Origin of the sequence: Sphingomonas sp. NPDC019816 (assembly GCF_050274375.1) — a bacterium.
Classification (GTDB): Bacteria; Pseudomonadota; Alphaproteobacteria; order Sphingomonadales; family Sphingomonadaceae; genus Sphingomonas.
In genome coordinates this window covers 1-26,157 of sequence record NZ_JBNNOB010000007.1, presented here as the reverse complement: position 1 = coordinate 26,157, position 26,157 = coordinate 1, and the positions used below count along the sequence as shown (strand labels likewise).

The following is a 26,157-nucleotide window of genomic DNA, read 5'->3' as shown; positions in this document are numbered from 1 at the left end:
AAAGATCATGGCTTTGGACATTCTCGTCGTCGACGACGAACTCGATATCCGCGAACTGGTCGCCGGCGTCCTGGAGGACGAAGGCTATGAGGCACGCGTCGCAGCCGATAGTGACGCGGCATTGGAGGCGGTGGCGGCACGGCGGCCGTCGCTCGTCCTGCTCGATGTCTGGCTTCAGGGGTCGAAGCTCGATGGACTCGAATTGCTCGACGAGATCAAGCGGCGCGATCCCTCGATCCCGGTCCTGGTGATTTCGGGGCACGGCAATCTCGACACGGCGGTGGCGGCGATCCGCAAGGGTGCGGCCGATTTCATCGAAAAACCGTTCGAGGCCGAACGACTGCTCCTGATGGTCGGCCGTGCGACGGAGACCGAGCGTTTGCGGCGCGAAAACGCGTCGCTGCGGGCGAGCGCCGGCCGCGAGACCGACCTGACGGGCTCGTCCAACGCGATCAACGGCATCCGTGCCACCCTGAAGCGCGTGGCGGCGACCGGGAGCCGGGTGCTGATCATGGGCGCGGCGGGTGTTGGCAAGGAAGTGGCCGCACGCCTGCTTCACGGCTGGAGCAACCGCGTCAACGCGCCGTTCGTCGTGGTCAGCGCGGCACGGATGACGCCCGAGCGGGTCGAAGAGGAATTGTTCGGCGTGGAGGAGGGGGGGGACCTCGTCCGCACCGGCCTGCTTGAACAGGCGCATGGCGGCACGCTGTTCCTCGACGAAATCGCCGACATGCCGATCGCGACCCAGGCACGCATCCTGCGCGTCCTGACCGACCAGAGCTTTACCCGCGTCGGGGGCACGCGGGTGGTCAAGGTCGATGTCCGCGTCGTGTCCGCCACCGCCCGCGATCTGACCCAGGAAATCGCCGAGGGCCGGTTCCGTGAGGATTTATATTATCGGCTGAACGTGGTGCCGGTAACCATCCCGTCGCTCGCCGAGCGGCGCGAGGATATTCCACCCCTCGTCGAGCATTTCATGGCGCATTACGCCGCCGAGCGCCGTGTGCGGACGCCGGAGATCGCCCCCGATGCGATGGTCGCGATGCAATCTTATGATTGGCCGGGTAATGTCCGCCAGTTGCGCAATGTCGTGGAGCGCACGATCATCCTGGCACCCGGCGATCGCATCGGCCGGATCGACCTCGACCTGCTGCCCGCCGAGGTGCTGGGCGAGGGGGCCGATATGGGCGGCGGTGGCGCGACGGCGATCATGGGCGCGCCGCTGCGCGAAGCGCGCGAGAGTTTCGAGCGCGAATATCTGCGTATCCAGATCCGCCGCTTTTCCGGCAATATCTCACGCACGGCCAGCTTCATCGGGATGGAGCGATCCGCGCTGCACCGCAAGCTGAAGCTGCTGGGGATCAGCGAGACGCGCGAGGATTGATCGCGATGGCGGCTGTTCCACCTCTGGACGAATGGTCGCTCAATCCATAGATATTGACCGCGTCCGGTGCACGGGCGCGGTTCCGACGCCGGGAAACGGCGCAATTCGCGGGCACGGACCCGCCAAGAATAAGGGCTTATTCATGGCCGACAAATCGGGTTCGCTGCAGGACCTCTTTCTGAATGCGCTGCGCCGTTCCAAGGCGCCCGTCACGATGTTCCTCGTCAAGGGCGTCAAGCTTCAGGGCATCGTCACCTGGTTCGACAATTTCTCGGTGCTGCTGCGCCGCGATGGCCAGTCGCAGCTGATTTACAAGCATGCCATTTCCACGATCATGCCATCGGGTCCGCTCGACGTTGCCGCGATCGTCGACGGTATGAACGAGCATCAGAAGAAGCAGCCGCTGCTTCAGGAAATCTTCCTCAATGCGGTGCGCAAGTCGGAAGATCCGGTCACCATGTTCCTGATCAACGGCGTCATGCTGCAAGGGCAAATTGCGGGCTTCGACCTGTTCTGCATGTTGCTTCAGCGTGAGGGCATGGCACAGCTGGTCTACAAGCATGCCGTTTCGACCATTCAGCCGGCACGCCCGCTGAATCTGGCCGAAGAACAAGCCGGATCGGCCGAGGATTGAGCACAGGTTTCGATCGCGACCGCGGCGAATTCGCGCGCGGTGCCCGTACCGTCATCGTCCTGCCCGATCAGGGCGATGCGGCCCGTGATGCCGAGGCCCGGCTGGAGGAAACCGCCGGACTTGCCATGGCGATCGGCCTCGACGTGGTCGAGCGGATCGCCCTGAAGGTCCGTGCGGCGAAGCCCGCCACCCTGATCGGTAGCGGTCAGGTCGAACAGGTCGCGCAGCAGGTTCGGATGGAGGACGCGCAGCTCGTCATATTCGACGGCGCGCTGACACCGGTTCAGCAGCGCAATCTGGAAACCGCGCTGGAGGCCAAGGTCATCGACCGCACCGGCCTGATCCTGGAGATCTTCGGCGAACGTGCCGCCACCGCCGAGGGGCGGTTGCAGGTCGAGCTCGCGCATCTCGATTATCAAGCGGGTCGCTTGGTACGTAGCTGGACCCATCTGGAGCGGCAGCGCGGCGGCTTCGGCTTTCTGGGCGGTCCGGGTGAAACGCAGATCGAGGCCGATCGCCGGATGATCCGCGACCGTATGGCGCGTTTGCGGCGTGAGCTGGATCAGGTCAGCCGGACGCGTGGGCTTCACCGCGACCGACGACAGCGCGCACCCTGGCCGGTGATTGCCCTCGTCGGTTACACCAATGCAGGAAAATCAACGCTTTTCAATCGGTTGACCGGCGCTCATGTTATGGCGAAGGATCTTCTTTTCGCCACGCTCGACCCCACCTTGCGGCAGGTTCAGCTGCCGGGCATCGACAAGGCGATCCTGTCCGACACGGTCGGCTTCGTCTCCGATCTGCCGACGCAGCTAGTCGCGGCGTTCAAGGCGACGCTGGAGGAGGTGGTCTCCGCCGATCTGCTCATCCATGTTCGCGACATCGCGCACCCCGACAGCGAAGCGCAGCGCGCGGACGTCGAGTCGGTCCTGACCGAGATCGGAGTCGATCCCGAAACGCCCCGGTTCGAAGCCTGGAACAAGATCGACCTGCTCGAAGGCGAACTCCGCGAGGATATGCTGGCCGAGGCCGCCCGCCGCCCGAATATCGTCGCGGTATCCGCGATGAGCGGGGAGGGCATCGATCAGCTTATCGAACAGGTGGCGGCGGCGTTGACGTCGGGGCATCGCCGCTACTGGATCACGCTGGATGCCGGCGATGGGGCGGGCGCGGCGTGGTTGCACGCGCATGGCGAAGTGCTCGATCAGGCCATCGACGGGAACGAGGCGACCTATGAGGTCCGCCTGTCCGAGGCCGACTATGAACGCTTCAACCGTCGCGGTGCTTGACGCGCTGCCATAGGGCCTCCTTGGCGTCGAGGTCGAGTTCGGCGAACCGCTCGCCGCCCTCGACCTCCATCGCGCGAAAACGGCGCTCGAACTTGCGATTGGCGGCCCTTAGCGCGGCATCGGCGTCGATGCCTTTGTGGCGCGCCCAGTTGACGACCGCGAACAGCAGATCGCCGAATTCTTCTTCCAGCGTATCTGGGCCGGCTTCGGCGATTTCCTGCAACTCCTCATCGACCTTTGCGCGCGAGCCGCTCTCATCGGGCCAGTCGAAGCCGACGCGCGCGGCGCGCTTCTGGAGTTTGTCCGCCCGCATCAGCGCCGGCAAACCCAGCGCGACACCGTCGAGCGTGCCGCCGGCCGCCTTGGCGCGGCGCTCCTCCGCCTTGATTTGTTCCCAGAGGTGATTACCGCCTTCGGTCGCGTTCCCGAAGATGTGCGGGTGCCGGCGCTCCATCTTGTCACTGATGATGGTGACGACGTCCGCGAAGGCGAAATGGCCCTGGTCTTCCGCAATCTGCGCATGGAAGACGACCTGAAGGAGCAGGTCGCCGAGTTCGTCCTTTAGGTCCGCCAGATCGCCGCGCGCGATCGCATCCGCCACCTCATGGGCTTCCTCGATCGTGTAGGGCGCGATGCTCTCAAAGCTCTGCGCGACGTCCCATTCGCATCCGGTTTTCGGGTCCCGCAAACGCTTCATGATGGTGAGCAAGCGGTCCATCGGTCGAATATCCTTGTTCGGGAATGTGTGGGGCGTCACGGGACGGTGGCTTATAGCGATAGGGCTCGATTCCAACCATCTCGAATGGCGTCATATTGTTGCCGCCAGTTAGAAAAGACACATTCCCCGCCAAATAGAAATGACACCGCCTCGTGGCAGCGGGGGCAGCGTGTAGCCCCCCAAGCAGCGCAGCGCTGCCCCCGCTGGGGCGTCGTCATCGCGGCTCTTGCGCCCTCGGACCCGCTGCGCCAGCAGCGGGCTCGGTCAGCCTATCTGGCCACTAACGTGCCGGGTAAGCTTTACCCCACTTGTGCCGCTTCGATCTGACGCAACAGCCGATGCGGATCGAATGGCTTTGGCAAGAATGTCGTGCGTTCCGGCAGTTCGTCATCTCGGATCGGCACATTGCCGGAGACGACGAACAACACGGTGGGGGGGAAGCGCTCCCGTACGTAGTGCGCTAGCTTCACCCCATCCATGGATCCTGGCATCTGCACGTCGGTCAGGACAACCCGAACTTCCTTGTGGAGGTCGAGAATGGCGATGGCCGCGTCGGCGTTCTCCGCGTCGAAAACCCGCCAGCCTGCATCTGAGAAGAAGTCTACGAGGTCGAATCGTACCAAGGCTTCATCTTCGACGATCAGGATCGTCTTGCTGCCGATCGGCGTACTTTGGCCCACGTTTCAGTTCCCGGTCGTGATCGCGGCGTCCTTCAACCGCGCTTCGAGTTCAAACACCAACCCATCCGGCCGGTAGTCGGTTGCAGCTTTACCGCTGAAATAGGAGCGCAGCGAGCGCTCGATCAGCACCGAACCGAAGCCCTTGCGCTCCGGCGGTGTGACGGGCGGACCGCCCTGCTCGCGCCAAGACACTGCCAGCACCCCATCGTCGCCATCCCCGTCCACCGACCATGCCAGCGTCACCGTGCCAATGTCGTTCGATAGCGCGCCATACTTGGCGGCGTTGGTCGCGAGTTCATGGAGGGCGAGCGCGAAGGCAACCGTCAGCTCAGGTCTCAACGTCACGGCCGGGCCGGACAGCAGAATGCGTTCGCCGATGCGACCATGCGGAGACAGCGCGCGTGTCGCCAGTTCGCGCAGATCGGCCGAGCGCCACGAGGTGCCGGTCAGCACGTCGGTCGCCGCGCCCAGCGCCACCAGACGGGCGGACAGGTTACGGCTCGCCGCTTCCGCCTCGGGTACGCCGCGCAGCGTCTGCGCCGCGACCGACTGGACGACAGCCAGCACGTTCTTGAGGCGGTGCGCCAGCTCGCCGTTCATCAGCCGCATGTCGTCCTCGGCGCGCCGGCGTTCGCGGAAGTCGCGGGTGACGGTGCCGTACCCGATCAGCGCGCCGGTCGCGTCGGTGACCGGAAAGACGGAGTAGAGGACCGGGATCAGCTCGCCGGTGCGGAAATGCCGGAAGTCGAGTTCGCCGACCCATTGCCCGTCGCGGTCCACGGCCGGCAGCACCTCACGCGCGACCGTCTCGACCTGCTCGGGTGGGAAGAAGTCGGCGATGGTAAGCCTGGTAATGTCGGCACCCTCCAAGCCGACGAGCCGCTTGGCGGCATCGTTCATGTAGAACACGCTGCCATCGGTGCGGGCCATGCCGACAAAATCGGCGCTGTTCTCGGCCAGACGCACGAACCTCTCGCGCTCCTCCTCGCTGGCGCGCAGCTCGGTGATGTCGCGCGACACGGACAGGATGCGGTCAGGACGCCCTTCCGGCCCGGCGATCGGGCTGACCGCGACATGCCACCATTTGGGCGTGCCCCGGTAAGTGTCGGCCTTGCCGATAAAGCTGCGGGCCTCGCCCTTCCGCGCTGCTTCGACCGCCGCCTTTGCCTCTGCGTTGCCGGCATCCTGCCAGAAGTCGGGCCACGGACAACCGGCCACGGCGTTGAAGTCGCTGATTTCCATGACGCGCTTTCCGCCCTCGCTCATGAAGGTCAGCTTGCCGTCGAGATCGAGCACCTTGATGCAGTCGGTTGAGCTGCCCAGCACGCCGGACAGGAATGCCTCACGTTCGGCCGTGACGACCAGCGCTCGTTCGCGTTCCTCACGGAGCCGATCGGCATCGAGCAAAGCGGTGCGCAACGCCTCCACCAGCGTCACCAGTCCCAGCGTCGTCAGAACGAAGATGACCGATGCGCCCCAATGAACGGGGGTGAGCAGCAGCGGTTCGTCAGCCCTCATCACCACCAGGCCCGCGCCGATCGCCGACAGGATCGTCGCCAGGATGCCGGGACCGCGGCCAAGGAACAGCGTCAGCAGGACGACTGCCGGCGTGTAGAGGAACCAGGGCGCGGACGATCCGAGCATCGCCGCTTGCACAAGGGCCACCACCGACACGGCAAGAACAGCCGCCCCGTAGCGGATCGGCTTCGGGCGCGGTCTGGCGACGGTTATGTCGCGCAAGCGATTCAACAAGGCGGTTGAAGCGGTCATGGTTTCCCCGGCGTGGGGGAAGGCCCCTGCAATCGAATATCTAGCGCAAATCAGGAGCGAGGAACAGCGTGGCAACACCATAGTGCTAATAGTGCATTAGGTGAGCGCTAACGGACGTACTCGCCAAGGCCGCGTGCCACGAGTTCCTCGTTGGAGAGGCGAGGGCCCCGCTTCAGCTTCGGCGTACACAGCCGACGCCGGTCGACTTCGCCTACAGGGGCGGGGCGGGTGAATACACCGACTGAACCCGAGCTCCGCGCCGGCTCGCTGTTGTTGCGCTTGGCATGATGCGGTGTGGCTGCCTGGATGGCCTGAGCCATAGCGAGGGCGGCACCCAAGTGCTTGTTATCGACAATGGCGGCTTGGTTCACGCGCCGCATCTTGTCGAACACTCGGTAGGGCAGCACGCGCTCGCCGTGGCGGATCTCGATGCGGCCGTCCGGGTACTCGCACACATGCACGCGCTTGCGCGCCAGCGAGCGGGCGAGGGGCGTCGGCTCAAGAATGAACATCGCCTTATTAAAGTGCAGCGCCAAGGAAGCGGTGACGGTCCGTTCCTCGCGCCACACCATCTCCGCCTCGACATTCTCATGCGCGGCCAGCGGGCGGTGGACATCGCGCGGGTCCGCTGGCGCACAGGCGAAGCGGGCATTGTGCCGGGCGATATAGGAGGGGAGGAAGGCGTTGGCTTCGTCGATGGACGAGATACCCGCCAGCCTCATCGCCTTGACCAGCCGGTCCTGCAGCGTGCCGTTGGCACGCTCCACCCGACCCTTGGCCTGCGGCGAGTTGGCGCAGATGATCTCGACATCGAGCCTGTCGAGCGCTCGGCCGAGATGCGTCATGCCGTCGCTGTCGGCGGTCGCGTTGTTGTTCCTGAAGACGCTGTGCTTGTCCGAATAGAAGGCCACCGGCTTGCCGTGCCGCTCGAGGTAGCTGCGGGTCGCGCGCATGTAGGAGAAGGCGCTCTCGCTCTCGGCCATCTCCAGGTGCATGAGCTCGCTGGTGGCATCGTCGATATAGACCAGCAACGTGCAACGCGGACCGCGGCTCTCGAACCAGTCATGATCCGACCCGTCGACCTGCACCAGCTCACCGCGGCACTCGCGCCGGTAGCGCGATTGGTGAAGCCGGGCGCGCTTCGCGACCTTGGCCTTCCACACGCCGGCCGCCATCAGCATCTGCCGCAGCGTCTCGCGCGATAGCGTGATGCCGTGCTGCTCGGCCAGGTACTCACATGCCAGCGTCGGACCGAAGTCAGCATAGCGCTCACGCACGATACCAACGACATGGTCGCGGAAAGCGTCGCTGAACCGCCTGTTGCTCGGCCGCCCGCGCTTGCGGGACACGAGGCCGGCAGCGCCATCTCGTCGGAGGCGCTTGAGCAGGCGGTACAGCTGACTGCGCTGCAGGCCCAGCAGCGCCATGGCATCGACCGGCCGGATCTCACCGCGGTCGAGCCGCTTCAGCGTATCGAACCGGCTCACTTCGGCAGCACTCATCGTCAGCACCGTCATCGCTCACACATCCTCGATGTCCGAGGATGGTTATGGCACCGGAGGCCCGCTGCAGAACGGCTGTGCCTTTTCTAAATAGCGGGAGTGTGCCATTTGTACGTTGCGTCTACACGAATGGCGTCATATTACATTCGATAATATGTATTATGTAAAAACTGCTTATGGCTGCCCGTCGAGATAGAGCGTCCCCCGTTCGACACGCCATGACGATAACCGGTCAAGCACATTCATACCGATCACGTCCTGATTTCCGAATGCCGGCGACGTGACAGCGCCGACGTCATGCATCTCGATCGATCCGATCGTCAGCCGCGCGATGGTCGTGTGATCCGCCGTCACGGCCCCGTTGGCCGTCTGGATCATCCGTGGGAACGAGCTCTCGTTGCTGTCCAACCCTGCAGCCCTCGCAGTAGCCGTCGACAGCGCGGTCGTCGTCGCACCGCTGTCGATCAACATGCGTCGCGTGATGCCGTTGATACGAACGTCGGCCCAGAAATGCCCGTCTTCGGCGATCGCGATGCGGGCGCTCCCAGGCCCGGCATCGCGGCTATTCCACAACCCTGACAGCCGGTCGCGTTGTGCGACCAAAAGGTAACCCACGCCAAAAATCGCAATCCAGATCAGCGCCATCCTAGTCGCTTGGCCCACCGGTATGCGCCGCGCGGCAAGTGCGCTGAGTGGCAGGATGAGGATCAGGCCGTAATAGAGCAGGTCCGTGGCCTGATCGGTAGTCACGGGATGAGTTCCATTCCATCATATGCCGGCACGACGTGGTCGGGCAATTCACGGCACAATGCGGCATAGTCCATCGATTGATCCATATGGATCAGAACCGCCCGCTTGGGCCGCAGTTCTTGGATCCAGCGCAGTACGGATGGCAAATCGGCATGAGCGGGATGCGGATGCCGGCGAAGCGCATCCACGACCCAGATATCCAAGTCCGCATATAGCGCCGCCATATCGGGCGTGAGTTCATGAAAATCAGTGGCGTAACCGATGGATTTGCGGTCACATTCGAAACGTAGCCCGGCGGAGGAAATCCGGCCATGCGGTTGATCGACCGAGCGGATGCGGACCGCGCCAATCGTCAACGCCTCATCGAATGCTGTCATGGTCGCGGTCGGCGGATACCCGGTCTTGCCATGAAAGACATAGCCGAAACGGTTGCTCAAGGACTGAGCGGTTGCCGGCCGTGCATAGCCGCTTACCGGCTGACCCAAGGCGTGATAGATCTGCCGCAGATCGTCGATGCCATGGCAGTGATCGGCATGATCGTGTGTCCAGATGACGGCATCGACCGTGCCGACTTGCGCGGTCAGCAACTGCTCGCGCATGTCGGGACCGGTGTCGATCAGGATGCGTACACCCTCATGCTCTACCAGCGCGGATTGCCGCATCCGGCGGTTGCGCGGGTCTTCAGGATCGCACGCGCCCCAGTCATTGCCGATCCGGGGTACACCGGAGGACGTGCCGCACCCCAGAATACGGATCTTCATGCGCGCGTTTTCGCGAACAGCCGGTGGAAATTCTCCGCCGTCGCACGGGCAAGCGTCTCGACGTCTTCCCCGCGCAGATCCGCCAGGAATTTGGCGGTGTCGGCAACGAAAGCCGGTTCACCCGTCTTTCCGCGATGCGGCACCGGCGCCAGGAAGGGCGCGTCCGTTTCGATCAACAACCGGTCCAGCGGCAGCCCCGCTGCCGTTTCCTGCAAATCCTTGGCGTTCTTGAAGGTTACGATACCTGAGATGGATATATAAAAGCCTAACGCCAATGCCTTATCGGCAAATTCTCCACTTGCGGTGAAACAGTGGATGACGCCGGGATAGGCCCCCTTCCCCATTTCATCGGCAAGGATCGCCGCCGTATCGGCCTCGGCATCACGGGTATGGACGACCAGCGGGAGGCCGGTTTCCCGGCAGGCCGCGATATGTGCGCGAAAGCTCGCCTGCTGCCGCTCGCGGTCGCTATGATCGTAATAATAGTCGAGCCCGCTCTCGCCGATACCGACCACGCGGGGATGCCGCGCACGCTCGATCAGCTTGGCGGTATCGATATGCGGGTGCGCGTCGGCTTCGTGCGGATGGATACCCACCGTCGCCCAGACATCGGCTTCACGCTCGGCGGTCGTGATGACCGCATCCCACTCGCTCTCCCGTGTGGAGATGTTGAGCATCGCGGTCACGCCGCGCGCGCGCGCGCGTTCCAGGATGGCGCCCTGATTTTCGGCCAGCCCCTTATAGTTCAGGTGGCAATGGCTGTCGGCCAGCATCAGGCGTCCGCCTCCACTGGCAGTTCCAGTCGCGGAAAGGCCGGGGTCGGGGGCAGTAACGCGACGCCGGTCGCGGCCCGGCGCGCATACCAGCCGTCATCGTCGATCGCCGCATGATCGCGCGCGTCCGCGCCCAGCGTGTCGAGCACCTGCCCTGCCCCGCGCGGCGTTACCGGCAGGATGGCGATCGCCAGCATGCGGATCGCACGGACCAGCGTGCCGAGAACGGCGTGCATCCGCTCGGGATCGGTCTTGCGCAGCGACCAGGGGGCCTGAACGTCGATATACTGGTTGCAGGCATAGACTCCGCGCATCCACGCCTCGATCCCCTGGCTAAGCGCCAGGTCGTCGAACGCCGTCTTCAATCCGGCACAGGCGACGATCACCTCTTCGATCAACATGGCGTCGGCCGGGTCGCCCCGACCCGCCTCGGGCAGCGCGCCGCCCAGGTTCTTGGCGATGAATGACAGGGTCCGCTGCGCCAGATTGCCGAAACTGTTCGCCAGTTCCGCGTTCACGCGCGTCACGATCGCCTCGGCCGAATAGGAGCCGTCCTGCCCGAAGCTGACCTCACGCAGGAAGAAATAGCGCAGCGCGTCGACGCCGAAGGCATCGGCCAGCCCCATCGGATCGACGACATTGCCGACCGACTTCGACATCTTCTCGCCCCGATGGAGCAGGAAGCCGTGCCCGAAAACCGATTGCGGCAAGGGCAGCTCGGCCGACATCAGGAAGGCGGGCCAATAGACGGTGTGGAACCGGACGATGTCCTTGCCGATCAGATGCAGATTGGCGGGCCAGAACCGCGCCAGGTCGCTGTCCGCATTCGGATAACCGGTGCCCGTCAGATAGTTGGTCAGCGCATCGACCCAGACATACATGACGTGGCCGGGGCTGTCCGGCACCGGCACCCCCCAGTCGAAGCTGGTGCGTGATACCGACAGATCGGACAGGCCGCCCTCGACGAAGCGCATCACCTCGTTGCGGCGGCTTTCGGGGCGGATGAAGTCGGGATTGTCGCGGTACAGATCGAGCAACGGCTGCTGATATTTGGACAGGCGGAAGAACCAGGTCTCCTCGGCGGTCCATTCCACCGGCGTACCTTGCGGTGACAGCTTCGTACCGTCGTCCGCGACCGTTAATTCGCCTTCGTCGTAAAAGGCTTCGTCACGGACCGAATACCAGCCTTCGTAGCGGTCGAGATACAGATCGCCCTTGGCCTCCATCGCCTTCCAGATCGCCTGGCTGGCGGCATAATGATCGGCATCGACGGTGCGGATGAACCGGTCATAAGAGATATCAAGCCGATCGGCCATCACATGGAAATGGCTGGACATTTCATCGGCGAACTCGCGCGTCGAGATGCCGCGCGCGCGCGCCGCCTGCGCCATCTTCAGGCCATGCTCGTCGGTGCCGGTCTGGAACAGGACGTCGCGGCCCGCCTGACGCTGGAACCGGGCGATGACGTCGGCCGCCACCATCTCATAGGCGTGGCCGATATGCGGGCGGCCATTGGGATAGTGGATAGCGGTGGTGATATAGAATGGATCGGCCATGGCCGGTCCCTAGAACATCGTTTGGCGCAGGTGAAGCCCGGCCGTCTCAGCCGCGAAGCCCCCAGGCGAACCAAAGCCAGCCGGCGATCAGGATGGTGCCGCCGATCGGCGTGATCGCCCCGAACCAGCGCGGCGCGCCCACGGCCATCGCATAGAGCGTGCCCGCAAAGATCGCGCTGCCGAGGACGAAGGCCCAGGCGGGGCCACGCGCATCCCATTTCAGCGCCACCAGCGCCGCGACCGCATGGATCAGTTGATAATGGCCGCCGGTGCGAAGCCATTCGACGGCGGCACCTTCCGCCCGGTGCGCCCCGAATGCCCCGGCCGCGATCGCGATCGCGCCGGACAGCGCGGCCAGAACCGCCAAGATTCCCATGCTCAATCCTTTCGCGCTTCCTGCGTTATGATCCGGTCGCTGGCGGCGTGCAGGTCGCCGCTCTCCAGCTGCGCGGCGAGCCGCTCCTTGTCGCGGGCGCGGTACATCGTCTCGATCCGGTCTATCTCGGTGCGGTCGATCTTCAAGCTGCCAAGCGCCAGCCGCGCCATCTTGACCGCCGACTCCAGCACTTCGCGGACTATATGGGCGGCGGGCCCTCCCTTCAGGCGCAATACGGCGCGGCGATCGAACGCGCGGACGAGGATCGTGGCGGCCGGGAACGCGGTATGGACGCTTTCCAGAAACTCCAGCGTGATCTGGTCGTCGTCCAGGCAGAACAGGATCAGCTCCGCCTCCGCCGCCCCCGCCTGGCGCAGCAGGTCCAGCCGGGTGCCGTCGCCATAATAGACCTTGGCACCGAATTCGGCGGCGATGTCGATCATCTCGATATCGCGGTCGATCAACGTGACGGGGATGTCGCTGGCGATCAGCATCTGCGCCACGGTCTGACCAAAACGGCCATAGCCGACGATCAGCGCGTTGGCGCCGTCGGTCATCGGACCTTCCCGCTCACCATTGCCGCGCGTGATGATCGGTTCCTCGCGAATGGCGCGGGTGGCGTGCATCAGGAACGGCGTGGTCGCCATCGACAGGGTGATGATCGCACCGAACAGGCTCGCCGCCTCCGGCGCGATCAGATAGCCGGCCTGGGCTTGGGCGAACAGGACGAAGCCGAATTCACCCCCCTGGCTCATCAGTACGCCCAGCGCGAAGGCGGACCGCCACTTCATCCGAAAGGCCAGCCCGATCAGCGTGATGACCAGCGTCTTGGTGGCGATCAGCGCCAGCGCCATGGTCGCCACGAACAGCGGCCGCTCGGCGATGGCGGGCAGGTTCAGCATCATGCCGACCGCCAGGAAGAAGAGGCCGAGCAGGATCGAGCGGAACGGCTCGACATCAGCCTCCAGTTCGTGGCGATAGGGGCTGTCGGCCAGCATCACACCGGCGATGAAGGCCCCCAGCGCCGTCGACAGGCCGAGCAACTCCATCACCGCCGCGCTGGCGATGACGGTGAACAGGCCCGCGAAGACGAACATCTCGCGCTCGCCCATATTGCCGATCAGGCGGAAGAGCGGACGCAGCAGGAAACGGCCCGCAAGGATCAGGCCGACGATCGCACCCACCGTTTGCAGCGCCAGGATCCATCCGGGCGGCCCGGCATGATCCGCCGGATTGCGTGACATCGCCGCGACGATGGTGATCAGCGGGACGATCGACAGGTCTTGGAACAGCAGGATCGAGAACGCCCGCTCGCCAAAGGGCGTCCGCATCCGCCCGGAGGATTGCAACATCGGCAACACCTGCGCGGTCGAGGACAGCGCCAGCGGCAGGCCCAACGCCAGGGCGGCCTCGACCGAGAAGCGCGCGAGCAGCACGATGCCGCTGATCGCCAGCCCGCACGCGACGACCTGGATCACGCCGAGGCCGAAAATCTCATGCTTCATCCGCCACAACCGGGCGGGATTGAGCTCCAGCCCGACGATGAACAGCAGGAGGGTGATGCCGATCTCGGCGATGCCAAGCTTCGATTCGGCATCGCCTACCAGCCCCAGCACATGGGGCCCGACCACCGCGCCCGCGACCAGATAGCCCAGCGTCGCACCCAGGCCGATGCGGCGAAAGATCAGCACGAAGACCAGGCCGAAGCCGAGCAGGATGGCGCCGTCGCGCAGCAGGGACACTTCGGCGTGCATCAGCGGGGCCTTCGTGCGGCCGCCGCGTCCTCCGCGGCCTGCGCCGCCGCTTCGAAGGCGAGCCGGATCGACGGATGCCGTGCCGTATAGGGCAGCGCGGGGGTGAAGACGTCGAGCCCCGGCCACTCGGGGGCCGCCCCCTCCCCCGCTGCCAGCCACTCGGTCAGCCGGTCGCGCATCGCGGCCAGTTCCTCCGCATCGAGCCCGACGACATGGTTCGCCAACAGCGCCGCCGACGCCTGGCCCAGCGCACAGGCACGCACCAGCATGCCGACCTCCGCGACGCGTCCTTCCTCGTCCAGATTGACATCGACGGTTATCCGGCTGCCGCAGATGGGGGAACGCCGCTCGACGCTCGCCATCGGGTCGACCAGGCGCTGGTCATGCGGAATGGCGGTCGTGAGGCGAAGGATTTCGGCATTGTACAGGGGGGCGGTCATGAAGCGCTTTCGCTGGCGTTGCTGGCGGGCGGGGTCGGCGCGCCGAATACGGGAAGGCCCCGCCGCCGCCGGTCCACGAAATCGGCGATCCCCGCGCTGGTGGCGTTCAGCAGCTTGTAGGTACGGCTCTTGACCATCCATTCGGGGCGGCGGGCGGGCCCACCGCTGACCGTATCGATCATCAGGGCGACGACCAGGAACGCCAGGCTGGCGAGGATCAGCCCCTTCAGCGCGCCAAAGCCAAAGCCCAGCGCCCGGTCGATCGGGCCCAGGATCGAGGTCCGCGTCCGCGCGCCGATCGCGCGGGCCACCAGCCGACCGCCCATATAGGTGACCCCGACGATCAGCGCAAAGGCCAGGACCGCCGCGCCCGACACGGTACCCACCACCCCGGTCAGGGCCTGGGCCAGCGGGATATGAAACAGCTTGAGCGCCGCCACGATCGCGACCCAGGCGAACAGCGCAAGCACCTCGGTCACGAATCCACGCAGGAAACCCTGGATGGCCGCACCGAACACCGCAATCAGGACAAGAATATCAAGCGCCGTCAACGTCGTGTCCAACTCCCATGCCAGTCGCACGGAAAAGGGCGACGGGGCGGTATCCCGTCTTCGCTACCCCCGGCCCAGCATATGGTCAACGAACTCGGCCAGCGTGCGAAAGCCGGTCATGGCCAGACCGCCCTCGTCGTTCGCCATCGCACGCGGCGCCATCGCCTTTTCGAACCCCAGCTTTCCCGCCTCCTTCAGGCGCAGCGGGCCATGCGCGACCGACCGGATTTCGCCCGACAGCGCAATCTCGCCGAACACGATCGCGTCGGCGGGCACCGGCCGCTCCGACAAGGCGGAGATCAGCGCCGCCGCCACGGCCAGGTCGGCGGCGGGGTCTTGGACCCGGTATCCGCCCGCGATGTTCAGATACACTTCGGCCGATGAAAAGCTGAGGCCGCACCGCGCCTCCAGCACCGCCAGGATCATCGCCAACCGGCCATTGTCCCAACCGACGACCGCCCGGCGCGGCGTCGCGCCGGAGGCCAGTCGGACGGTCAGCGCCTGGATCTCGACCAGCACGGGCCGCGTGCCCTCCAGCGCCGGGAAGACGGTGGCGCCCGTCACACCTTCCTCCCGGTTGGTCAGGAACAGCGAGGACGGGTTTCCCACCTCGGTCAGCCCTTCGGTCTGCATGGCGAACACGCCGATCTCATCGGTGCCGCCGAAGCGGTTCTTGATGGCGCGCAGGATGCGATACTGATGGCTGCGCTCACCCTCGAACGCCAGCACGGTATCGACCATATGCTCCAGCACGCGCGGTCCCGCGATCGACCCGTCCTTGGTGACGTGGCCGACCAGCACGACGGCAGTACCACGCTCCTTGGCGAAACGGATCAGTTCCTGGCCGGAGGCGCGCACCTGGCTGACCGTGCCGGGTGCGCCCTCGATCAGGTCCGAATGCATCGTCTGGATCGAGTCGATGATGAGGAGCGCCGGCGGCGTGCCGATCGACAGGGTGGTCAGGATGTCACGCACCGAGGTCGCCGCCGCCAGCCGTACCGGTGCCTGCCCCAGCCCCAGCCGCCGGGCCCGCAGACGGACCTGATCGGCCGCCTCTTCGCCCGAGACATAGGCGACGGGCTTGCCCGCCATGGCGAGCTTGGCCGCCGCCTGCAGCAACAGCGTCGACTTGCCGATGCCGGGATCGCCGCCGATCAGCGTTGCCGAGCCCTCGACGAATCCGCCACCCAGAGCCCGGTCCAATTCGGCGATGCCCGTCGCCATCCGGTCGGGCAGCGGGATGTCGGCATCGAGTCCGACCAGCTGGATTGCCCGCCCGCCCCCTTGCAGATTATGCTTGGCGGCAAAGGGCGTCAGCTGCACCGGCGCTTCCTCCAGCATGGTGTTCCACTCTGAGCAGTCGGGGCATTGCCCCTGCCACCGCGAGGACACCGAGCCGCAGGACTGGCAGACATAACGCTTCTGGATCTTGGCCATGCGCGGTATGTAGCGCGGTCGGAACGAAAATGGAACATCCGCCATCGTCGCGGCGGGAGTGGTCATTGTACGGTCACACCGCTATGGGGCGGGCTCCATGACCCCAGACCAGTTCCGCGTCGCGCTGTTCAGCGGCAATTACAATTACACGCGCGACGGCGCGAACCAGAGCCTGAACCTGCTGGTCGGCCATTTGCTGGACCGCGGGGTCGCGGTGCGCGTCTATTCGCCGACATCGAAGACCCCGGCCTTTCCGCCCGTGGGCGATCTGGTCGACGTGCCCTCCATTCCGATGCCGTTCCGCGCGGACTATAAGCTGGCGCGCGGATTGCCCGCTTCGGTGCGCGCCGATCTGGAGGCGTTCGCGCCCAATGTCGTCCATGTCTCGGCACCGGAATTTCTGGGCCATGCGGCGGTTCGCTGGGCGCGCGATAACGCGGTGGCCTCGCTCGCATCCGTGCATACGCGGTTCGAGACCTATCCGGCCTATTATCATCTCGGCTTTCTGGAGCCGGCGATCATCCGGTTGCTGACTCGCTTCTACAACAAGTTCGACCGCATCGTCGCGCCCAGCCCGAGCATGATCGACCTGCTGCGCAGTTGGGGCGTGACGCCGCCGATGGGGATCTGGTCACGCGGTATCGATCATGACCGGTTCCAGCCCTCGCGCCGCAGTCTGGAGTGGCGACGGTCGCTGGGGATCGGCGACCGGGACGTCGCGATCGGTTTCCTGGGCCGGTTGGTCAAGGAAAAGGGCCTCGACGTCTTTGCCGAGGCACTGGCGGAGCTCCGCCGTCGCGGCGTCGCGCACAAGGTGCTGGTGGTGGGCAAGGGCCCCGCGCAGGACTGGTTCGCCAAGGCCACGCCCGACGCGATCTTCGCGGGGTATCAGACCGGTGATGATCTGGGCCGCGCGGTCGCGTCGATGGATATTTTCTTCAACCCCAGCGTGACCGAGACCTTCGGCAACGTCACCACCGAGGCGATGGCCGCCGGCGTTCCCGTCGTCGCGGCGAACGCCACCGGGGCGATGGACCTCGTCGCCGATGGCGAGACGGGCCATCTGGTCGCCCCCCGCGACATCCGGGGCTATGCCGACGCGCTGGAGCGGATCGCCACCGACCCGGCCTTGCGCCATCGGTTCAGCGCGGCCGGACAGGCCCGCGTCGCCGATTACCGGTGGGACAAGGTCAACGAGGCGGTGATCGACGCCTATCGCGCGCTGTTCGCGGACCGCGCCTGACCCTCAGCCTTCGCGCCAGTCGAAGGTTAGCGGCGCCTCGCGAAAGGCGAAGCGGTCGAGATGGCTGGCGACGACCTCGCGCATACGAGCTGCGTCCTCGCCCTCGGGCACGGTCAGCACGATGTCGAGCGTCTCGCTGTCGGCCCGCATGTCGAGTTTCGACCCGTTCGGAAAGACGATGGCCCCCTCCTCGGCGGTGAAGACGACCTCCATCTTGTGGCTCCAATGCTTGGCAAGCTGTTGGAGATAGCGGCTGGCCGACAGGGTCGGGACACGCGCGACGGAGATGCTCATTTCAGCCGCTCCACCTTCTGGGCGAGTTCGTCGATCATCGCCGCGACCTCGTGAACCATCTCCGGCGGGGCGTCGCCGCCGCCGAAGCGATCGACGACGGCCATTTTCAATCCGCTCATCGCCCGGCGGATGGGGGCGGCATCGGTGCGTTGCCGGTGTTCGCCCAGCGCCTGGAGCCGCGCGATCAGCATCGCGACCTGATCGGCATGGTCGGCCAGATGCGCCCGCCCGGCGTCGGTGGCGGCGAAACGCTTCTTGGCGCCTTCCGACCGCTGTTCCTCGATAAACCCCATTTCATCGAGCAGCGTGATCGTCGGATAGATCACGCCTGGGCTGGGCGCATAGGCGCCGCCGGTCATCGCCTCGATCTCGCGGATCAGGTCATAGCCGTGACGCGGTTCGTCGGCGATCAGCTTGAGGAGGACGAGTCGAAGCTCGCCGCCGTCGAACATGCGTCGGCCACGCCCGCCGCCGCGCGGACGGTGCCCGCCGTCGCGCATCCGTTCGACCTCATGCGCGAAGCGCTCGACATCCAGTTCGGGGCCGAAGCCATGGCCGGCGCCACGGCGATGATGGCGGTCGGTGCCGCAGTGAGAAAAACGAAACATCCGACTTGTCCTTTGATCACGTTCGATATCACTAAGATATATCGCATTAATACCTCGTCAAGATGCTTCACGATATATCGTAGATAGCAGGATGACGATCCGACGCACTATGCCTACATGGCGGTCATGGCCGATCTGTTTGCGGGGATGGACCCTGCCCCCCATGCCGCGACCCAGCCTCTTGCGGACGCACCGCTCGCCGACCGACTGCGGCCCGAGCGGCTGGAGGAGGTCGTGGGACAGGATCACTTGACGGGGCCGGAGGGCGCGATCGGGCGGATGGTGGCGGCGGGCCGGCTGTCCTCCATGATCCTTTGGGGCCCGCCGGGGACGGGCAAGACGACCATTGCGCGTTTGCTGGCGGCGGCGGTCGGCCTGCGCTTCGCCGCGATCTCGGCGGTGTTCTCCGGCGTCGCCGATCTGAAGAAGGTCTTCGCCGAGGCACGCGATCATGCGCGGGCGGGACAACGTACGCTGTTGTTCGTGGACGAGATCCACCGCTTCAACCGCGCGCAGCAGGACGGCTTTCTACCCTTTGTCGAGGACGGCACCGTCACGCTGGTCGGCGCGACGACGGAAAATCCGTCCTTCGAGCTCAACGCCGCGCTGCTCAGTCGTGCGCAGGTGCTGATCCTCCATAGACTGGGGCAGACGGCACTCGATCAGTTGTTGACACGCGCCGAGGCGGACATGGAACGCTCCCTCCCCCTGCTACCGGCGGCGCGCGACGCCCTGATCGCCAGCGCAGACGGCGATGGCCGCTTCCTGCTCAATCAGGCGGAAACGCTGTTCTCGGTAAACCTGCCCGAGCCGCTAGACGCCGCTGGCCTGTCCGCGTTGCTGCAACGTCGCGTCGCAGTGTACGACAAGGACCGCGAGGGGCATTACAATCTCATCTCCGCGCTGCACAAATCGATCCGGGGTTCGGACCCGCAGGCGGCGCTCTACTATCTCGCCCGGATGCTGACCGCAGGCGAGGAACCGCTTTATGTGCTGCGCCGACTGACGCGCACGGCGATCGAGGATATCGGGCTGGCCGATCCGCAGGCATTGAGCCAGTGCCTGGCGGCCAAAGAGGCCTATGACTTCCTTGGCTCGCCCGAGGGCGAACTGGCCATTGTCCAGGCGTGCCTCTATCTGGCGACCGCGCCCAAATCGAACGCCGCCTATATGGCTCAGAAGCGGGCATGGCGAACGGCCAGGGACACCGGGTCGCTGATGCCCCCGGCCAATATCCTGAATGCCCCGACCAAGCTGATGAAGCAGATCGGCTATGGGGCGAATTACCAATATGATCATGATGCCGATGGCGGCTTCTCCGGCGCCAATTACTGGCCCGACGAACTGCCGCCCCAGGGCTTCTACGAACCGTCAGGCCGGGGGCTGGAGAAGCGGATCGCCGAGCGCATGGCGTGGTGGGACGAGCGTCGGCGTGCGATCCGGGACGCGGAGCGCGATGACGATCGAAGCTGACCGCTTCACCGGCTTCGTCGCCATCGACTGGTCGGGCGCGCATGGCGGGGCGCACAAGGGCATCCGCATGGCGCTGTGCCGGCAAGGCGGTGAGGCCCCGACGCTGGTCGCGCCGCCGGGCCGGAATTGGTCACGCGCGGACGTGGCGCGTTGGCTGCTCGACCGGGCCGATGAGCCGCTGCTGATCGGCTTCGATTTCAGCTTTTCCGCCCCCTTTGTCGAGCGTGGCGCGCATCTGCCCGGCGATCACCCCACGCCCGACGCGCGTGCCCTGTGGGCCTTTGTCGAGCGCAGCTGCGACGATCCCGATCTGGGGGCGCGCAGTTTTCTGGAGGCGCGGCGCGGACGGCACTTTTATTTCGGCGCGGCCGACGGACGCAAGGCCGACTTCCTGCACTGGCGCCGGTGCGAGGTCGCGGGTGACGGCGCGCGCAAGCCATCGACCGTCTATGACGCGATCGGCGCCTCGCAGGTCGCCAAGGCGAGCTTCGCGGGCATGCGGTTGCTCCACCGGCTGGATGGCCGGGTCGCGATCTGGCCGTTCGATCCGGTCCCGCGCGCGGGCGCGGTGGTGGTGGAAATCTATACCACGATCGCCGCGCGCGATGCCGGGCGCCCGCGCGGACGCAGCAAGATGCGCAGCCCGGAGGCGCTGGACGCCGCGCTGTCGCAGTTGGGCAGCGCGCCGCATGTGCCCTTGCCTGTCTATGACGACCACAGCACCGACGCGATCCTGACCGCCGCCTGGCTGCGCACGGTCGCGACGCGGGACGACTTCTGGCATCCGGCGGGGCTGACGCCGGAAATCGCGCAAACGGAGGGCTGGACCTTCGGCGTGTCTTGACGCTAGGGGGATCGGCAACGCCGGATTAGCACAGCGGTAGTGCAGCGGTTTTGTAAACCGAAGGTCGGGGGTTCGATCCCCTCATCCGGCACCATTTCCATTCTTGATCCAGGTGGCACCAATCGCCGCGCGCCGCGTTTCAGTGGCGGAATGATCAAGGTCGCCAGCTACAATATCCGCAAAGGGGTCGGCGCCGATCGGCGGCGCAATCCCGACCGTATCCTGGATGTGCTGCGTGAGGTCGATGCCGATGTCATCGCCCTGCAGGAAGCCGATCGCCGCTTCGGCGAGCGCGAGGGCGTGTTGCCGCTGCACCTGATCGAGGATCACAGCGACTGGAAACCGATCATCTACGGCATGAAGGCGCGCTCACTCGGCTGGCATGGCAATACGCTGCTGGTGCGCAAATCGACCCGCGTGGTCGATTTCGAGGTCATCCACCTTCCCTCGCTGGAGCCGCGCGGTGCAGTCATGGCCGATCTCAGCACGGATGCGGGGATGCTGCGCGTCGTGGGCATGCATCTCGACCTGTCGGGGCTATGGCGGCGGCGGCAGGCGGGCGCGATCCTGTCGCATCTTTCCGCCTGCGTCGATCGCCAGCCGACCGTGATGATGGGCGACCTGAACGAATGGACGCGCGGTGCGGGCTGTTTGCGCGATTTCGCCCGCGACTTCACCTTTGCCGAGACCGGCCCCAGCTTTCACGCGCGCCGCCCGATCGGACGGCTGGACCGGATCATGGTCTCGTCCGACCTGCGGATATTGGACTGCGGCGTCCATGCCACCGCCGTGTCGCGCAAGGCGTCCGACCATCTGCCCATCTGGGCGGCGGTCGGGCCGCGCTGATGCGCGAAAAGGAACTGCGGCTGGCGTTGGTCTGCTATGGCGGGATCAGCCTGGCCGTCTATATGCACGGCATCACCAAGGAGATCTGGCGGGTCGTCCGGGCGAGCCGCGCCTCGCATGAGGGGGATGCGCCGGCGTCCGCCGTCGATGCGGTCTATCACGATCTGCTGGAGGAGATGGCGACACGCGGCAACGTCCGCGTTCGGGTGCTGGCCGACATCATCGCTGGCGCCAGTGCGGGCGGGATCAACGGCATCTTCCTGGGCCAGGCGCTCTCGACCGGGCAATCGCTCGATCCGCTGACCGATTTGTGGCTGGAGGCGGCCGATATCGAATCGCTGATCGCGCCGGAAGCGGCGCCCACCTCCCGCTTTTCCAAGGTGTGGGCGACGCCCATCGCGTGGATGGCGGCGGGGCGCAGCGGCGAGAAGGTCGCGCTCGACGAGGATACGCGCGAGGAGGTTCGCCGGAAGGTCGGGCACCTCGTCCGATCGCGCTGGTTCGAGCCGCCCTTTGCCGGCGATGCATTCACCGGGCGGCTGCTCGATGCGTTCGACCGCATGGCGGCCGCGCCGGCCGGTCGCCGTCTGCTCCCGCCAGGACAGCCACTCGACCTGTTCGTCACGGTCACGGACTTCACCGGCCAGCCACAACGCCTGCGGCTTCATTCTCCGGGCGAGGTTGTGGAGACCGAACATCGCATGGTGGTCGATTTCACCGACAGCGGCGATGGGCAATTGGCGGCGGTACCCGAACTGGTCTTCGCCGCCCGCGCGACGTCCAGTTTTCCCGGCGCCTTTCCGCCCTTCACGGTCGGCGAACTCGACCGTGTATTGGAAACCCGCGACGAGACATGGAGCGGGCGCGACGCGTTTCTGCGCCGCGTGCTGCCCCGGCATCATGCGGCGGGCGCGGCGGACAAGGCGGTGCTGATCGACGGATCGGTGCTGGTCAACGCGCCCTTCCGCCCCGCCATCGATGCGCTGGGACGGCGGCCCGCCCGGCGGCAGATCGACCGCCGTTTCGTCTATATCGATCCCTTCCCCGGCATGCATTTCCGCTTGCCCGGCGGCGGCGGCCATCCCGGCTTCTTCCAGACGATCATCGGCGCGGTCAGCGAACTGCCCCGCCAACAGCCGATCCGCGACAATCTGGAGGCGATCGCGGCGCGCTCCGGCCGGATCGATCGGATGCAGGCGATCGTCGCCGCCATCCGCGAGGAGGTGGAGCAGGAGATCGAGCAGCTGTTCGGCGGCACCTTCTTCCTCGATCGGCCGACGGCGGCGCGGCTGGCGTCGTGGCGCGTGCGCGCGCAGGCGGCTGCGGCGGCCAAGGCGGGGTATAGCTATGCCGCCTATGGCCATCTCAAACTGGCGAATGTCATCGACGCGATGGCGATGCTGTTCGCCGAGGCGGTCGGTGACGATGCCCAGCAGCGGCGTACCCGTCTGCGCGCGATGATCGAACGCACCGTCGCCACACGCAGCCAGGAGGGTGACGCCATCACCTTCACCGGCGGCTCCAGCGTCGGCGCGCGCGACTTTCTGCGTGGCTTCGACCTGGGCTATCGTATCCGCCGCCTGCGGCACCTCGCCCGGCGGCTGACCGAGCTGGAGGCCGATCATAGCGAGGCCGAGCTGACGCCGATCCGCGATGCGCTGTACGAATCTCTGGCGACATTCCTGCAACTCCAGCACGGCAGCGCCCATGTCGATCTGGCCGACGACATCCGGGCGGCACGGGATGACGGGTCGGTACTGCTGGACCGGCTGGAGGCGCGGCTCGATCTCGTGAAGCTAGACGGGGAAACCGACGCCCGGCTGGCGGCGGCGCTGGCGGGGCTTCCGCGTGCCGCGCGGCGGACCTTGCTTTTGACCTATCTCGGTTTTCCGTACTTCGATGTCGCGACCCTGCCGCTGCTTCAGGGCGAGGGGCTGGACGAGTTCGACCCGATCAAGGTCGACCGCATCGCCCCCGACGACGCCACAGCCATTCGCGCCGGCGGTGCCGAGGCGACGCTGAAGGGTATCCAGTTCCTGACCTTCGGGGCCTTCTTCAGTCGCAGCTACCGCGAGAACGACTATCTCTGGGGCCGGCTGCACGGCGCGGAGCGGATGATCGACATCACGATCTCCACCCTGCCCGCGACCATCCGCCTGAAGCCTGGGCGTGTCGCGGCATTCAAGCGCCGTGCGTTCCTGGCGATCCTCGATGAGGAGGAACACCGGCTGACCGCGATCGCGCCACTAATCGCCTCGCTTCGCCGCGAGATCGGCTGAAGGCTGGTCATGCCCGACCAACATGGCTAGACCGCCCCCGGCAAGCGATGTCCGGCCGTCCACGGGGGCGGGTCGCCGGGTGGATGATGCGGAGAAGCCCATGCAGTTCCTGAAAATGCTGTTCTGGTGCCTGCTGGCGTTTCTGGCGGCGGCCTTCACGCTGGGCAACTGGACGACCGTGCCGATCCGGCTGGTCGGCGGGCTGGTGGCCGATGTGAACCTGCCCCTCCTTCTTTTCCTGACCTTCCTGTTGGGTCTGATCCCGACCCTGATCTGGCAACATGCGGCGCGCTGGCGGCTTCGCCAGCGCCTGAACGCGACCGAACGTGCCTTGACCGCCGCGACCGCCGACGCAGGGGGCTACGCCCCGATGGTCGCCGAACCGGCGCCTCTTTCCGCCACCCAGCCGACGGTCTGAACCGATGAGCAATCGCATTTATGTCGCGATCGACACCCCCGATCTGGCGCGCGCGCAAGCGATGGCGCAAAAGGTCCGCCACCATGTCGGCGGCCTGAAACTGGGTCTGGAGTTCTTCTGCGCGCATGGGGCGGCGGGCGTGCGTGAGATGGCGCATATCGGCCTGCCCATCTTCCTCGATCTGAAGCTGCACGACATTCCCAACACCGTCGCCAAGGCGGTGCAGTCGCTCAGTCCGCTCGCCCCGGCGATCCTGACCGTCCACGCGAGCGGCGGCCGCGCCATGCTGGAAGACGCCAAGGCGGCGGCCCCGACGGGTACGAAGGTCGTCGCGGTCACCATGCTGACCAGTCTCGACGCTTCCGACCTGGCGGATACCGGCGTCGTCGGCGCGCCCGGCGATCATGTCCGCCGGCTGGCCGATCTGGCCGCCGAGGCGGGGGTGGACGGTATCGTGTGTTCGGGCGAGGAGGTAGCGGCGGTCCGCAAGGCATGGCCCAAGGGCTTTTTCGTCGTACCCGGCGTGCGTCCGGCGGACGGCGTCGTCGGTGACCAGAAGCGCGTGGTGACGCCGCGTGCGGCCATCGATGCGGGCGCCTCGATCCTGGTCATCGGCCGTCCGATCACCCAGGCCGAGGATCCGGATGCGGCCGCCCGCGCGATCGCGAAGACACTCTGAGCCCCCCGTTCCGAGCTCCCGTTTTTCGACTCCTCCCATTCGGGAACGCCCATGCCCACCACGGCCAAGATCTGCGGACTGACGACGCCCGCCACCCTCGACGCTGCGCTAGGCGGCGGCGCGAGCCATGTCGGCTTCGTTTTCTTTCCCGCCTCGCCCCGTCACCTGACCTTCGATGCGGCGGCGGGCTTGGCGAGCCGCGTGCCGGACCATGTCCGCCGGGTCGGCGTCTTCGTCGATCCCGACGACCAGCTGCTCGAAGCGGCGGTCAAGGCGGGGATGCTCGACGCGATACAGCTTCACCGCACCGCGCCTGCCCGAGTCGCGGGGATCCGGGCGAAGTTCGACCGGGAAGTCTGGGCGGCGGTCGCGATCAAGCTGCGCGGCGATGTCGAGAAGGCGCGCGACTATGCCGGCGCAGCCACGCTGATCCTCTACGACGCCAAGACACCCGATGAGGCGTCGCTGCCCGGCGGCATGGGGTTACGCTTCGACTGGAGCCTGCTCGACGGAGTTCGCCATCCGCTGCGCTGGGCGCTGTCGGGCGGTCTCGACGCCGACAATGTGGGCGAGGCGATCCGTCGCACCGGGGCGCCGCTGGTCGATGTCTCTTCCGGCGTCGAGCGCGCACCGGGCGTCAAGGATATGGACAAGATCGCAGGCTTCCTTAAAGCCGTTGCGACAAATCAGTGACAGGATCGTTTGCAGGGGTCGCCTCTGCAAATGCCCAAGGGAAGTGACATGAACGCCCCCAATTCCTTCCGCGCCCAGCCTGACGAACGCGGCCATTTCGGTGATTATGGCGGCCGCTACGTCGCCGAGACGCTGATGCCGCTCATCCTCGATCTGGAACGCGAATATCGCGCCGCGCAGGTCGACCAGGCGTTCAAGGCCGAGTTCGACGGGCTGATGACCCATTATGTCGGTCGCCCCAGCCCGATGTATTTCGCCGAACGGTTGACCGCGATGCTTCGCGAGAATGCGCCCGAGGGCAAGGGCCCCAAGGTCTATTTCAAGCGTGAGGAGCTGAACCACACCGGCGCGCACAAGATCAACAACTGCATCGGTCAGATCCTGCTCGCCAAGCGGATGGGCAAG

General features: G+C 66.0%; 26 protein-coding genes, 1 tRNA gene and 1 pseudogene. 13 read left to right on the top strand and 15 right to left on the bottom strand.

All coding sequences use genetic code 11. The annotated features are described in order from the left end of the window. Window positions 1-7: 7 nt before the first annotated feature. The 3 genes from ACQKJZ_RS02110 to hflX all read left to right on the top strand — a co-directional run bounded on the left by ACQKJZ_RS02110 (window position 8) and on the right by hflX (window position 3,307). Window positions 8-1,384: a sigma-54-dependent transcriptional regulator gene (locus ACQKJZ_RS02110; RefSeq protein ID WP_427729814.1), complete on the top strand. Its 1,377-nt coding sequence runs from the start codon at window positions 8-10 to the stop codon at window positions 1,382-1,384. Between the two features lie 142 nt (window positions 1,385-1,526). Beyond that, complete coding sequence (gene hfq / locus ACQKJZ_RS02105; RefSeq protein WP_312489535.1) at window positions 1,527-2,018, top strand: RNA chaperone Hfq; 492 nt, start codon at window positions 1,527-1,529, stop codon at window positions 2,016-2,018. Next, window positions 2,015-3,307, top strand: a complete 1,293-nt coding sequence (gene hflX / locus ACQKJZ_RS02100) for a GTPase HflX (protein WP_427729813.1) — start codon at window positions 2,015-2,017, stop codon at window positions 3,305-3,307. Before hfq ends, hflX begins: the two co-directional genes overlap by 4 nt. Here hflX and mazG read toward each other — a convergent pair. From mazG to radA, 13 genes are all read right to left on the bottom strand, one after another. Next, window positions 3,288-4,025, bottom strand: a complete 738-nt coding sequence (gene mazG / locus ACQKJZ_RS02095; RefSeq protein WP_427729812.1) for a nucleoside triphosphate pyrophosphohydrolase — start codon at window positions 4,023-4,025, stop codon at window positions 3,288-3,290. The genes hflX and mazG overlap by 20 nt on opposite strands. 299 nt (window positions 4,026-4,324) lie before the next feature. After that, on the bottom strand, window positions 4,325-4,705 hold the full coding sequence (locus tag ACQKJZ_RS02090) for a response regulator (RefSeq protein WP_064312072.1): 381 nt from the start codon (window positions 4,703-4,705) through the stop codon (window positions 4,325-4,327). A gap of 3 nt (window positions 4,706-4,708) precedes the next feature. Next, on the bottom strand, window positions 4,709-6,475 hold the full coding sequence (locus ACQKJZ_RS02085) for a PAS domain-containing protein (RefSeq protein WP_426294016.1): 1,767 nt from the start codon (window positions 6,473-6,475) through the stop codon (window positions 4,709-4,711). Between the two features lie 107 nt (window positions 6,476-6,582). After that, complete coding sequence (locus tag ACQKJZ_RS02080) at window positions 6,583-7,992, bottom strand: ISNCY family transposase (protein WP_426261892.1); 1,410 nt, start codon at window positions 7,990-7,992, stop codon at window positions 6,583-6,585. Window positions 7,993-8,151: 159 nt separating this feature from the next. After that, window positions 8,152-8,727, bottom strand: a complete 576-nt coding sequence (locus ACQKJZ_RS02075) for a TIGR02281 family clan AA aspartic protease (RefSeq protein ID WP_427729811.1) — start codon at window positions 8,725-8,727, stop codon at window positions 8,152-8,154. Then, window positions 8,724-9,488 (bottom strand): MBL fold metallo-hydrolase, encoded by a 765-nt coding sequence (locus ACQKJZ_RS02070; protein WP_427729810.1) that lies wholly within the window; start codon window positions 9,486-9,488, stop codon window positions 8,724-8,726. The genes ACQKJZ_RS02075 and ACQKJZ_RS02070 overlap by 4 nt, the downstream gene beginning before the upstream one ends. Next, a complete protein-coding gene (locus ACQKJZ_RS02065) occupies window positions 9,485-10,261 on the bottom strand; it encodes a TatD family hydrolase (protein WP_427729809.1) in 777 nt (258 codons plus the stop codon). Before ACQKJZ_RS02065 ends, ACQKJZ_RS02070 begins: the two co-directional genes overlap by 4 nt. Beyond that, window positions 10,261-11,817 carry a methionine--tRNA ligase gene (metG, locus tag ACQKJZ_RS02060; protein WP_427729808.1) on the bottom strand — a complete coding sequence of 519 codons (1,557 nt, stop codon included), beginning with the start codon at window positions 11,815-11,817 and terminating at the stop codon, window positions 10,261-10,263. The genes ACQKJZ_RS02065 and metG overlap by 1 nt, the downstream gene beginning before the upstream one ends. A 46-nt stretch (window positions 11,818-11,863) precedes the next feature. Next, complete coding sequence (locus tag ACQKJZ_RS02055) at window positions 11,864-12,193, bottom strand: DUF423 domain-containing protein (protein ID WP_427729807.1); 330 nt, start codon at window positions 12,191-12,193, stop codon at window positions 11,864-11,866. A gap of 2 nt (window positions 12,194-12,195) precedes the next feature. Then, window positions 12,196-13,947, bottom strand: a complete 1,752-nt coding sequence (locus ACQKJZ_RS02050; protein WP_427729806.1) for a cation:proton antiporter — start codon at window positions 13,945-13,947, stop codon at window positions 12,196-12,198. Next, window positions 13,947-14,387, bottom strand: a complete 441-nt coding sequence (locus ACQKJZ_RS02045) for an iron-sulfur cluster assembly scaffold protein (protein WP_427729805.1) — start codon at window positions 14,385-14,387, stop codon at window positions 13,947-13,949. The genes ACQKJZ_RS02050 and ACQKJZ_RS02045 overlap by 1 nt, the downstream gene beginning before the upstream one ends. Continuing rightward, window positions 14,384-14,938 (bottom strand): CvpA family protein, encoded by a 555-nt coding sequence (locus ACQKJZ_RS02040; protein ID WP_427729804.1) that lies wholly within the window; start codon window positions 14,936-14,938, stop codon window positions 14,384-14,386. The genes ACQKJZ_RS02045 and ACQKJZ_RS02040 overlap by 4 nt, the downstream gene beginning before the upstream one ends. Before the next feature lie 63 nt (window positions 14,939-15,001). Next, window positions 15,002-16,375, bottom strand: a complete 1,374-nt coding sequence (gene radA / locus ACQKJZ_RS02035; protein WP_427729834.1) for a DNA repair protein RadA — start codon at window positions 16,373-16,375, stop codon at window positions 15,002-15,004. A 97-nt stretch (window positions 16,376-16,472) separates the two neighbouring features. On the opposite strand from radA, the gene ACQKJZ_RS02030 reads away from it, so the two are divergent. After that, window positions 16,473-17,618 (top strand): glycosyltransferase family 4 protein, encoded by a 1,146-nt coding sequence (locus ACQKJZ_RS02030; protein WP_427729803.1) that lies wholly within the window; start codon window positions 16,473-16,475, stop codon window positions 17,616-17,618. Window positions 17,619-17,621: 3 nt separating this feature from the next. On the opposite strand, the gene ACQKJZ_RS02025 is transcribed toward ACQKJZ_RS02030, so the two are convergent. Then, complete coding sequence (locus tag ACQKJZ_RS02025; protein WP_427729802.1) at window positions 17,622-17,912, bottom strand: DUF2218 domain-containing protein; 291 nt, start codon at window positions 17,910-17,912, stop codon at window positions 17,622-17,624. Continuing rightward, on the bottom strand, window positions 17,909-18,520 hold the full coding sequence (locus ACQKJZ_RS02020; protein WP_427729801.1) for a PadR family transcriptional regulator: 612 nt from the start codon (window positions 18,518-18,520) through the stop codon (window positions 17,909-17,911). Before ACQKJZ_RS02020 ends, ACQKJZ_RS02025 begins: the two co-directional genes overlap by 4 nt. A gap of 126 nt (window positions 18,521-18,646) precedes the next feature. Here ACQKJZ_RS02020 and ACQKJZ_RS02015 point away from each other — a divergent pair, with 126 nt between their 5' ends. The 9 genes and pseudogenes from ACQKJZ_RS02015 to ACQKJZ_RS01975 form a co-directional block, all read left to right on the top strand. Further along, on the top strand, window positions 18,647-19,993 hold the full coding sequence (locus tag ACQKJZ_RS02015) for a replication-associated recombination protein A (RefSeq protein WP_427729800.1): 1,347 nt from the start codon (window positions 18,647-18,649) through the stop codon (window positions 19,991-19,993). Further along, entirely contained in the window at window positions 19,977-20,837 is an 861-nt protein-coding gene (locus ACQKJZ_RS02010) for a hypothetical protein (RefSeq protein ID WP_427729799.1), read from the top strand. Before ACQKJZ_RS02015 ends, ACQKJZ_RS02010 begins: the two co-directional genes overlap by 17 nt. A gap of 19 nt (window positions 20,838-20,856) precedes the next feature. Beyond that, window positions 20,857-20,931, top strand: a tRNA-Thr gene (locus ACQKJZ_RS02005). A 56-nt stretch (window positions 20,932-20,987) separates the two neighbouring features. Then, window positions 20,988-21,683 carry an endonuclease/exonuclease/phosphatase family protein gene (locus ACQKJZ_RS02000; RefSeq protein WP_427729798.1) on the top strand — a complete coding sequence of 232 codons (696 nt, stop codon included), beginning with the start codon at window positions 20,988-20,990 and terminating at the stop codon, window positions 21,681-21,683. Next, window positions 21,683-23,962 (top strand): patatin-like protein, encoded by a 2,280-nt coding sequence (locus ACQKJZ_RS01995; protein WP_427729797.1) that lies wholly within the window; start codon window positions 21,683-21,685, stop codon window positions 23,960-23,962. Before ACQKJZ_RS02000 ends, ACQKJZ_RS01995 begins: the two co-directional genes overlap by 1 nt. A 100-nt stretch (window positions 23,963-24,062) precedes the next feature. Continuing rightward, window positions 24,063-24,380 carry a hypothetical protein gene (locus tag ACQKJZ_RS01990; RefSeq protein ID WP_427729796.1) on the top strand — a complete coding sequence of 106 codons (318 nt, stop codon included), beginning with the start codon at window positions 24,063-24,065 and terminating at the stop codon, window positions 24,378-24,380. 4 nt (window positions 24,381-24,384) lie between these two features. After that, on the top strand, window positions 24,385-25,059 hold the full coding sequence (gene pyrF, locus ACQKJZ_RS01985) for an orotidine-5'-phosphate decarboxylase (protein ID WP_427729795.1): 675 nt from the start codon (window positions 24,385-24,387) through the stop codon (window positions 25,057-25,059). A gap of 51 nt (window positions 25,060-25,110) precedes the next feature. Next, window positions 25,111-25,752, top strand: coding sequence for a phosphoribosylanthranilate isomerase (locus ACQKJZ_RS01980; RefSeq protein WP_427729793.1), 642 nt, complete (start codon window positions 25,111-25,113; stop codon window positions 25,750-25,752). 48 nt (window positions 25,753-25,800) lie between these two features. Next, window positions 25,801-26,157: pseudogene (locus ACQKJZ_RS01975) on the top strand (tryptophan synthase subunit beta); the annotation flags it as partial.

What these genes read in the sequence shown, in the direction of transcription:
- ACQKJZ_RS02015 (WP_427729800.1), top strand. Translation starts at nt 18,647, where the DNA reads ATGGCCGATCTGTTTGCGGGGATGGACCCTGCCCCCCATGCCGCGACC.
- ACQKJZ_RS02065 (WP_427729809.1), bottom strand. Translation starts at nt 10,261, where the DNA reads ATGCTGGCCGACAGCCATTGCCACCTGAACTATAAGGGGCTGGCCGAA.
- ACQKJZ_RS02080 (WP_426261892.1), bottom strand. Translation starts at nt 7,992, where the DNA reads ATGACGGTGCTGACGATGAGTGCTGCCGAAGTGAGCCGGTTCGATACG.
- mazG (WP_427729812.1), bottom strand. Translation starts at nt 4,025, where the DNA reads ATGGACCGCTTGCTCACCATCATGAAGCGTTTGCGGGACCCGAAAACC.
- ACQKJZ_RS01980 (WP_427729793.1), top strand. Translation starts at nt 25,111, where the DNA reads ATGCCCACCACGGCCAAGATCTGCGGACTGACGACGCCCGCCACCCTC.
- hfq (WP_312489535.1), top strand. Translation starts at nt 1,527, where the DNA reads ATGGCCGACAAATCGGGTTCGCTGCAGGACCTCTTTCTGAATGCGCTG.
- ACQKJZ_RS02030 (WP_427729803.1), top strand. Translation starts at nt 16,473, where the DNA reads ATGACCCCAGACCAGTTCCGCGTCGCGCTGTTCAGCGGCAATTACAAT.
- ACQKJZ_RS02045 (WP_427729805.1), bottom strand. Translation starts at nt 14,387, where the DNA reads ATGACCGCCCCCCTGTACAATGCCGAAATCCTTCGCCTCACGACCGCC.
- ACQKJZ_RS02020 (WP_427729801.1), bottom strand. Translation starts at nt 18,520, where the DNA reads ATGTTTCGTTTTTCTCACTGCGGCACCGACCGCCATCATCGCCGTGGC.
- ACQKJZ_RS02000 (WP_427729798.1), top strand. Translation starts at nt 20,988, where the DNA reads ATGATCAAGGTCGCCAGCTACAATATCCGCAAAGGGGTCGGCGCCGAT.
- ACQKJZ_RS02070 (WP_427729810.1), bottom strand. Translation starts at nt 9,488, where the DNA reads ATGAAGATCCGTATTCTGGGGTGCGGCACGTCCTCCGGTGTACCCCGG.
- ACQKJZ_RS02025 (WP_427729802.1), bottom strand. Translation starts at nt 17,912, where the DNA reads ATGAGCATCTCCGTCGCGCGTGTCCCGACCCTGTCGGCCAGCCGCTAT.
- ACQKJZ_RS02010 (WP_427729799.1), top strand. Translation starts at nt 19,977, where the DNA reads ATGACGATCGAAGCTGACCGCTTCACCGGCTTCGTCGCCATCGACTGG.
- ACQKJZ_RS02085 (WP_426294016.1), bottom strand. Translation starts at nt 6,475, where the DNA reads ATGACCGCTTCAACCGCCTTGTTGAATCGCTTGCGCGACATAACCGTC.
- radA (WP_427729834.1), bottom strand. Translation starts at nt 16,375, where the DNA reads ATGGCCAAGATCCAGAAGCGTTATGTCTGCCAGTCCTGCGGCTCGGTG.
- ACQKJZ_RS02055 (WP_427729807.1), bottom strand. Translation starts at nt 12,193, where the DNA reads ATGGGAATCTTGGCGGTTCTGGCCGCGCTGTCCGGCGCGATCGCGATC.
- ACQKJZ_RS02110 (WP_427729814.1), top strand. Translation starts at nt 8, where the DNA reads ATGGCTTTGGACATTCTCGTCGTCGACGACGAACTCGATATCCGCGAA.
- ACQKJZ_RS02050 (WP_427729806.1), bottom strand. Translation starts at nt 13,947, where the DNA reads ATGCACGCCGAAGTGTCCCTGCTGCGCGACGGCGCCATCCTGCTCGGC.
- pyrF (WP_427729795.1), top strand. Translation starts at nt 24,385, where the DNA reads ATGAGCAATCGCATTTATGTCGCGATCGACACCCCCGATCTGGCGCGC.
- metG (WP_427729808.1), bottom strand. Translation starts at nt 11,817, where the DNA reads ATGGCCGATCCATTCTATATCACCACCGCTATCCACTATCCCAATGGC.
- ACQKJZ_RS01990 (WP_427729796.1), top strand. Translation starts at nt 24,063, where the DNA reads ATGCAGTTCCTGAAAATGCTGTTCTGGTGCCTGCTGGCGTTTCTGGCG.
- ACQKJZ_RS01995 (WP_427729797.1), top strand. Translation starts at nt 21,683, where the DNA reads ATGCGCGAAAAGGAACTGCGGCTGGCGTTGGTCTGCTATGGCGGGATC.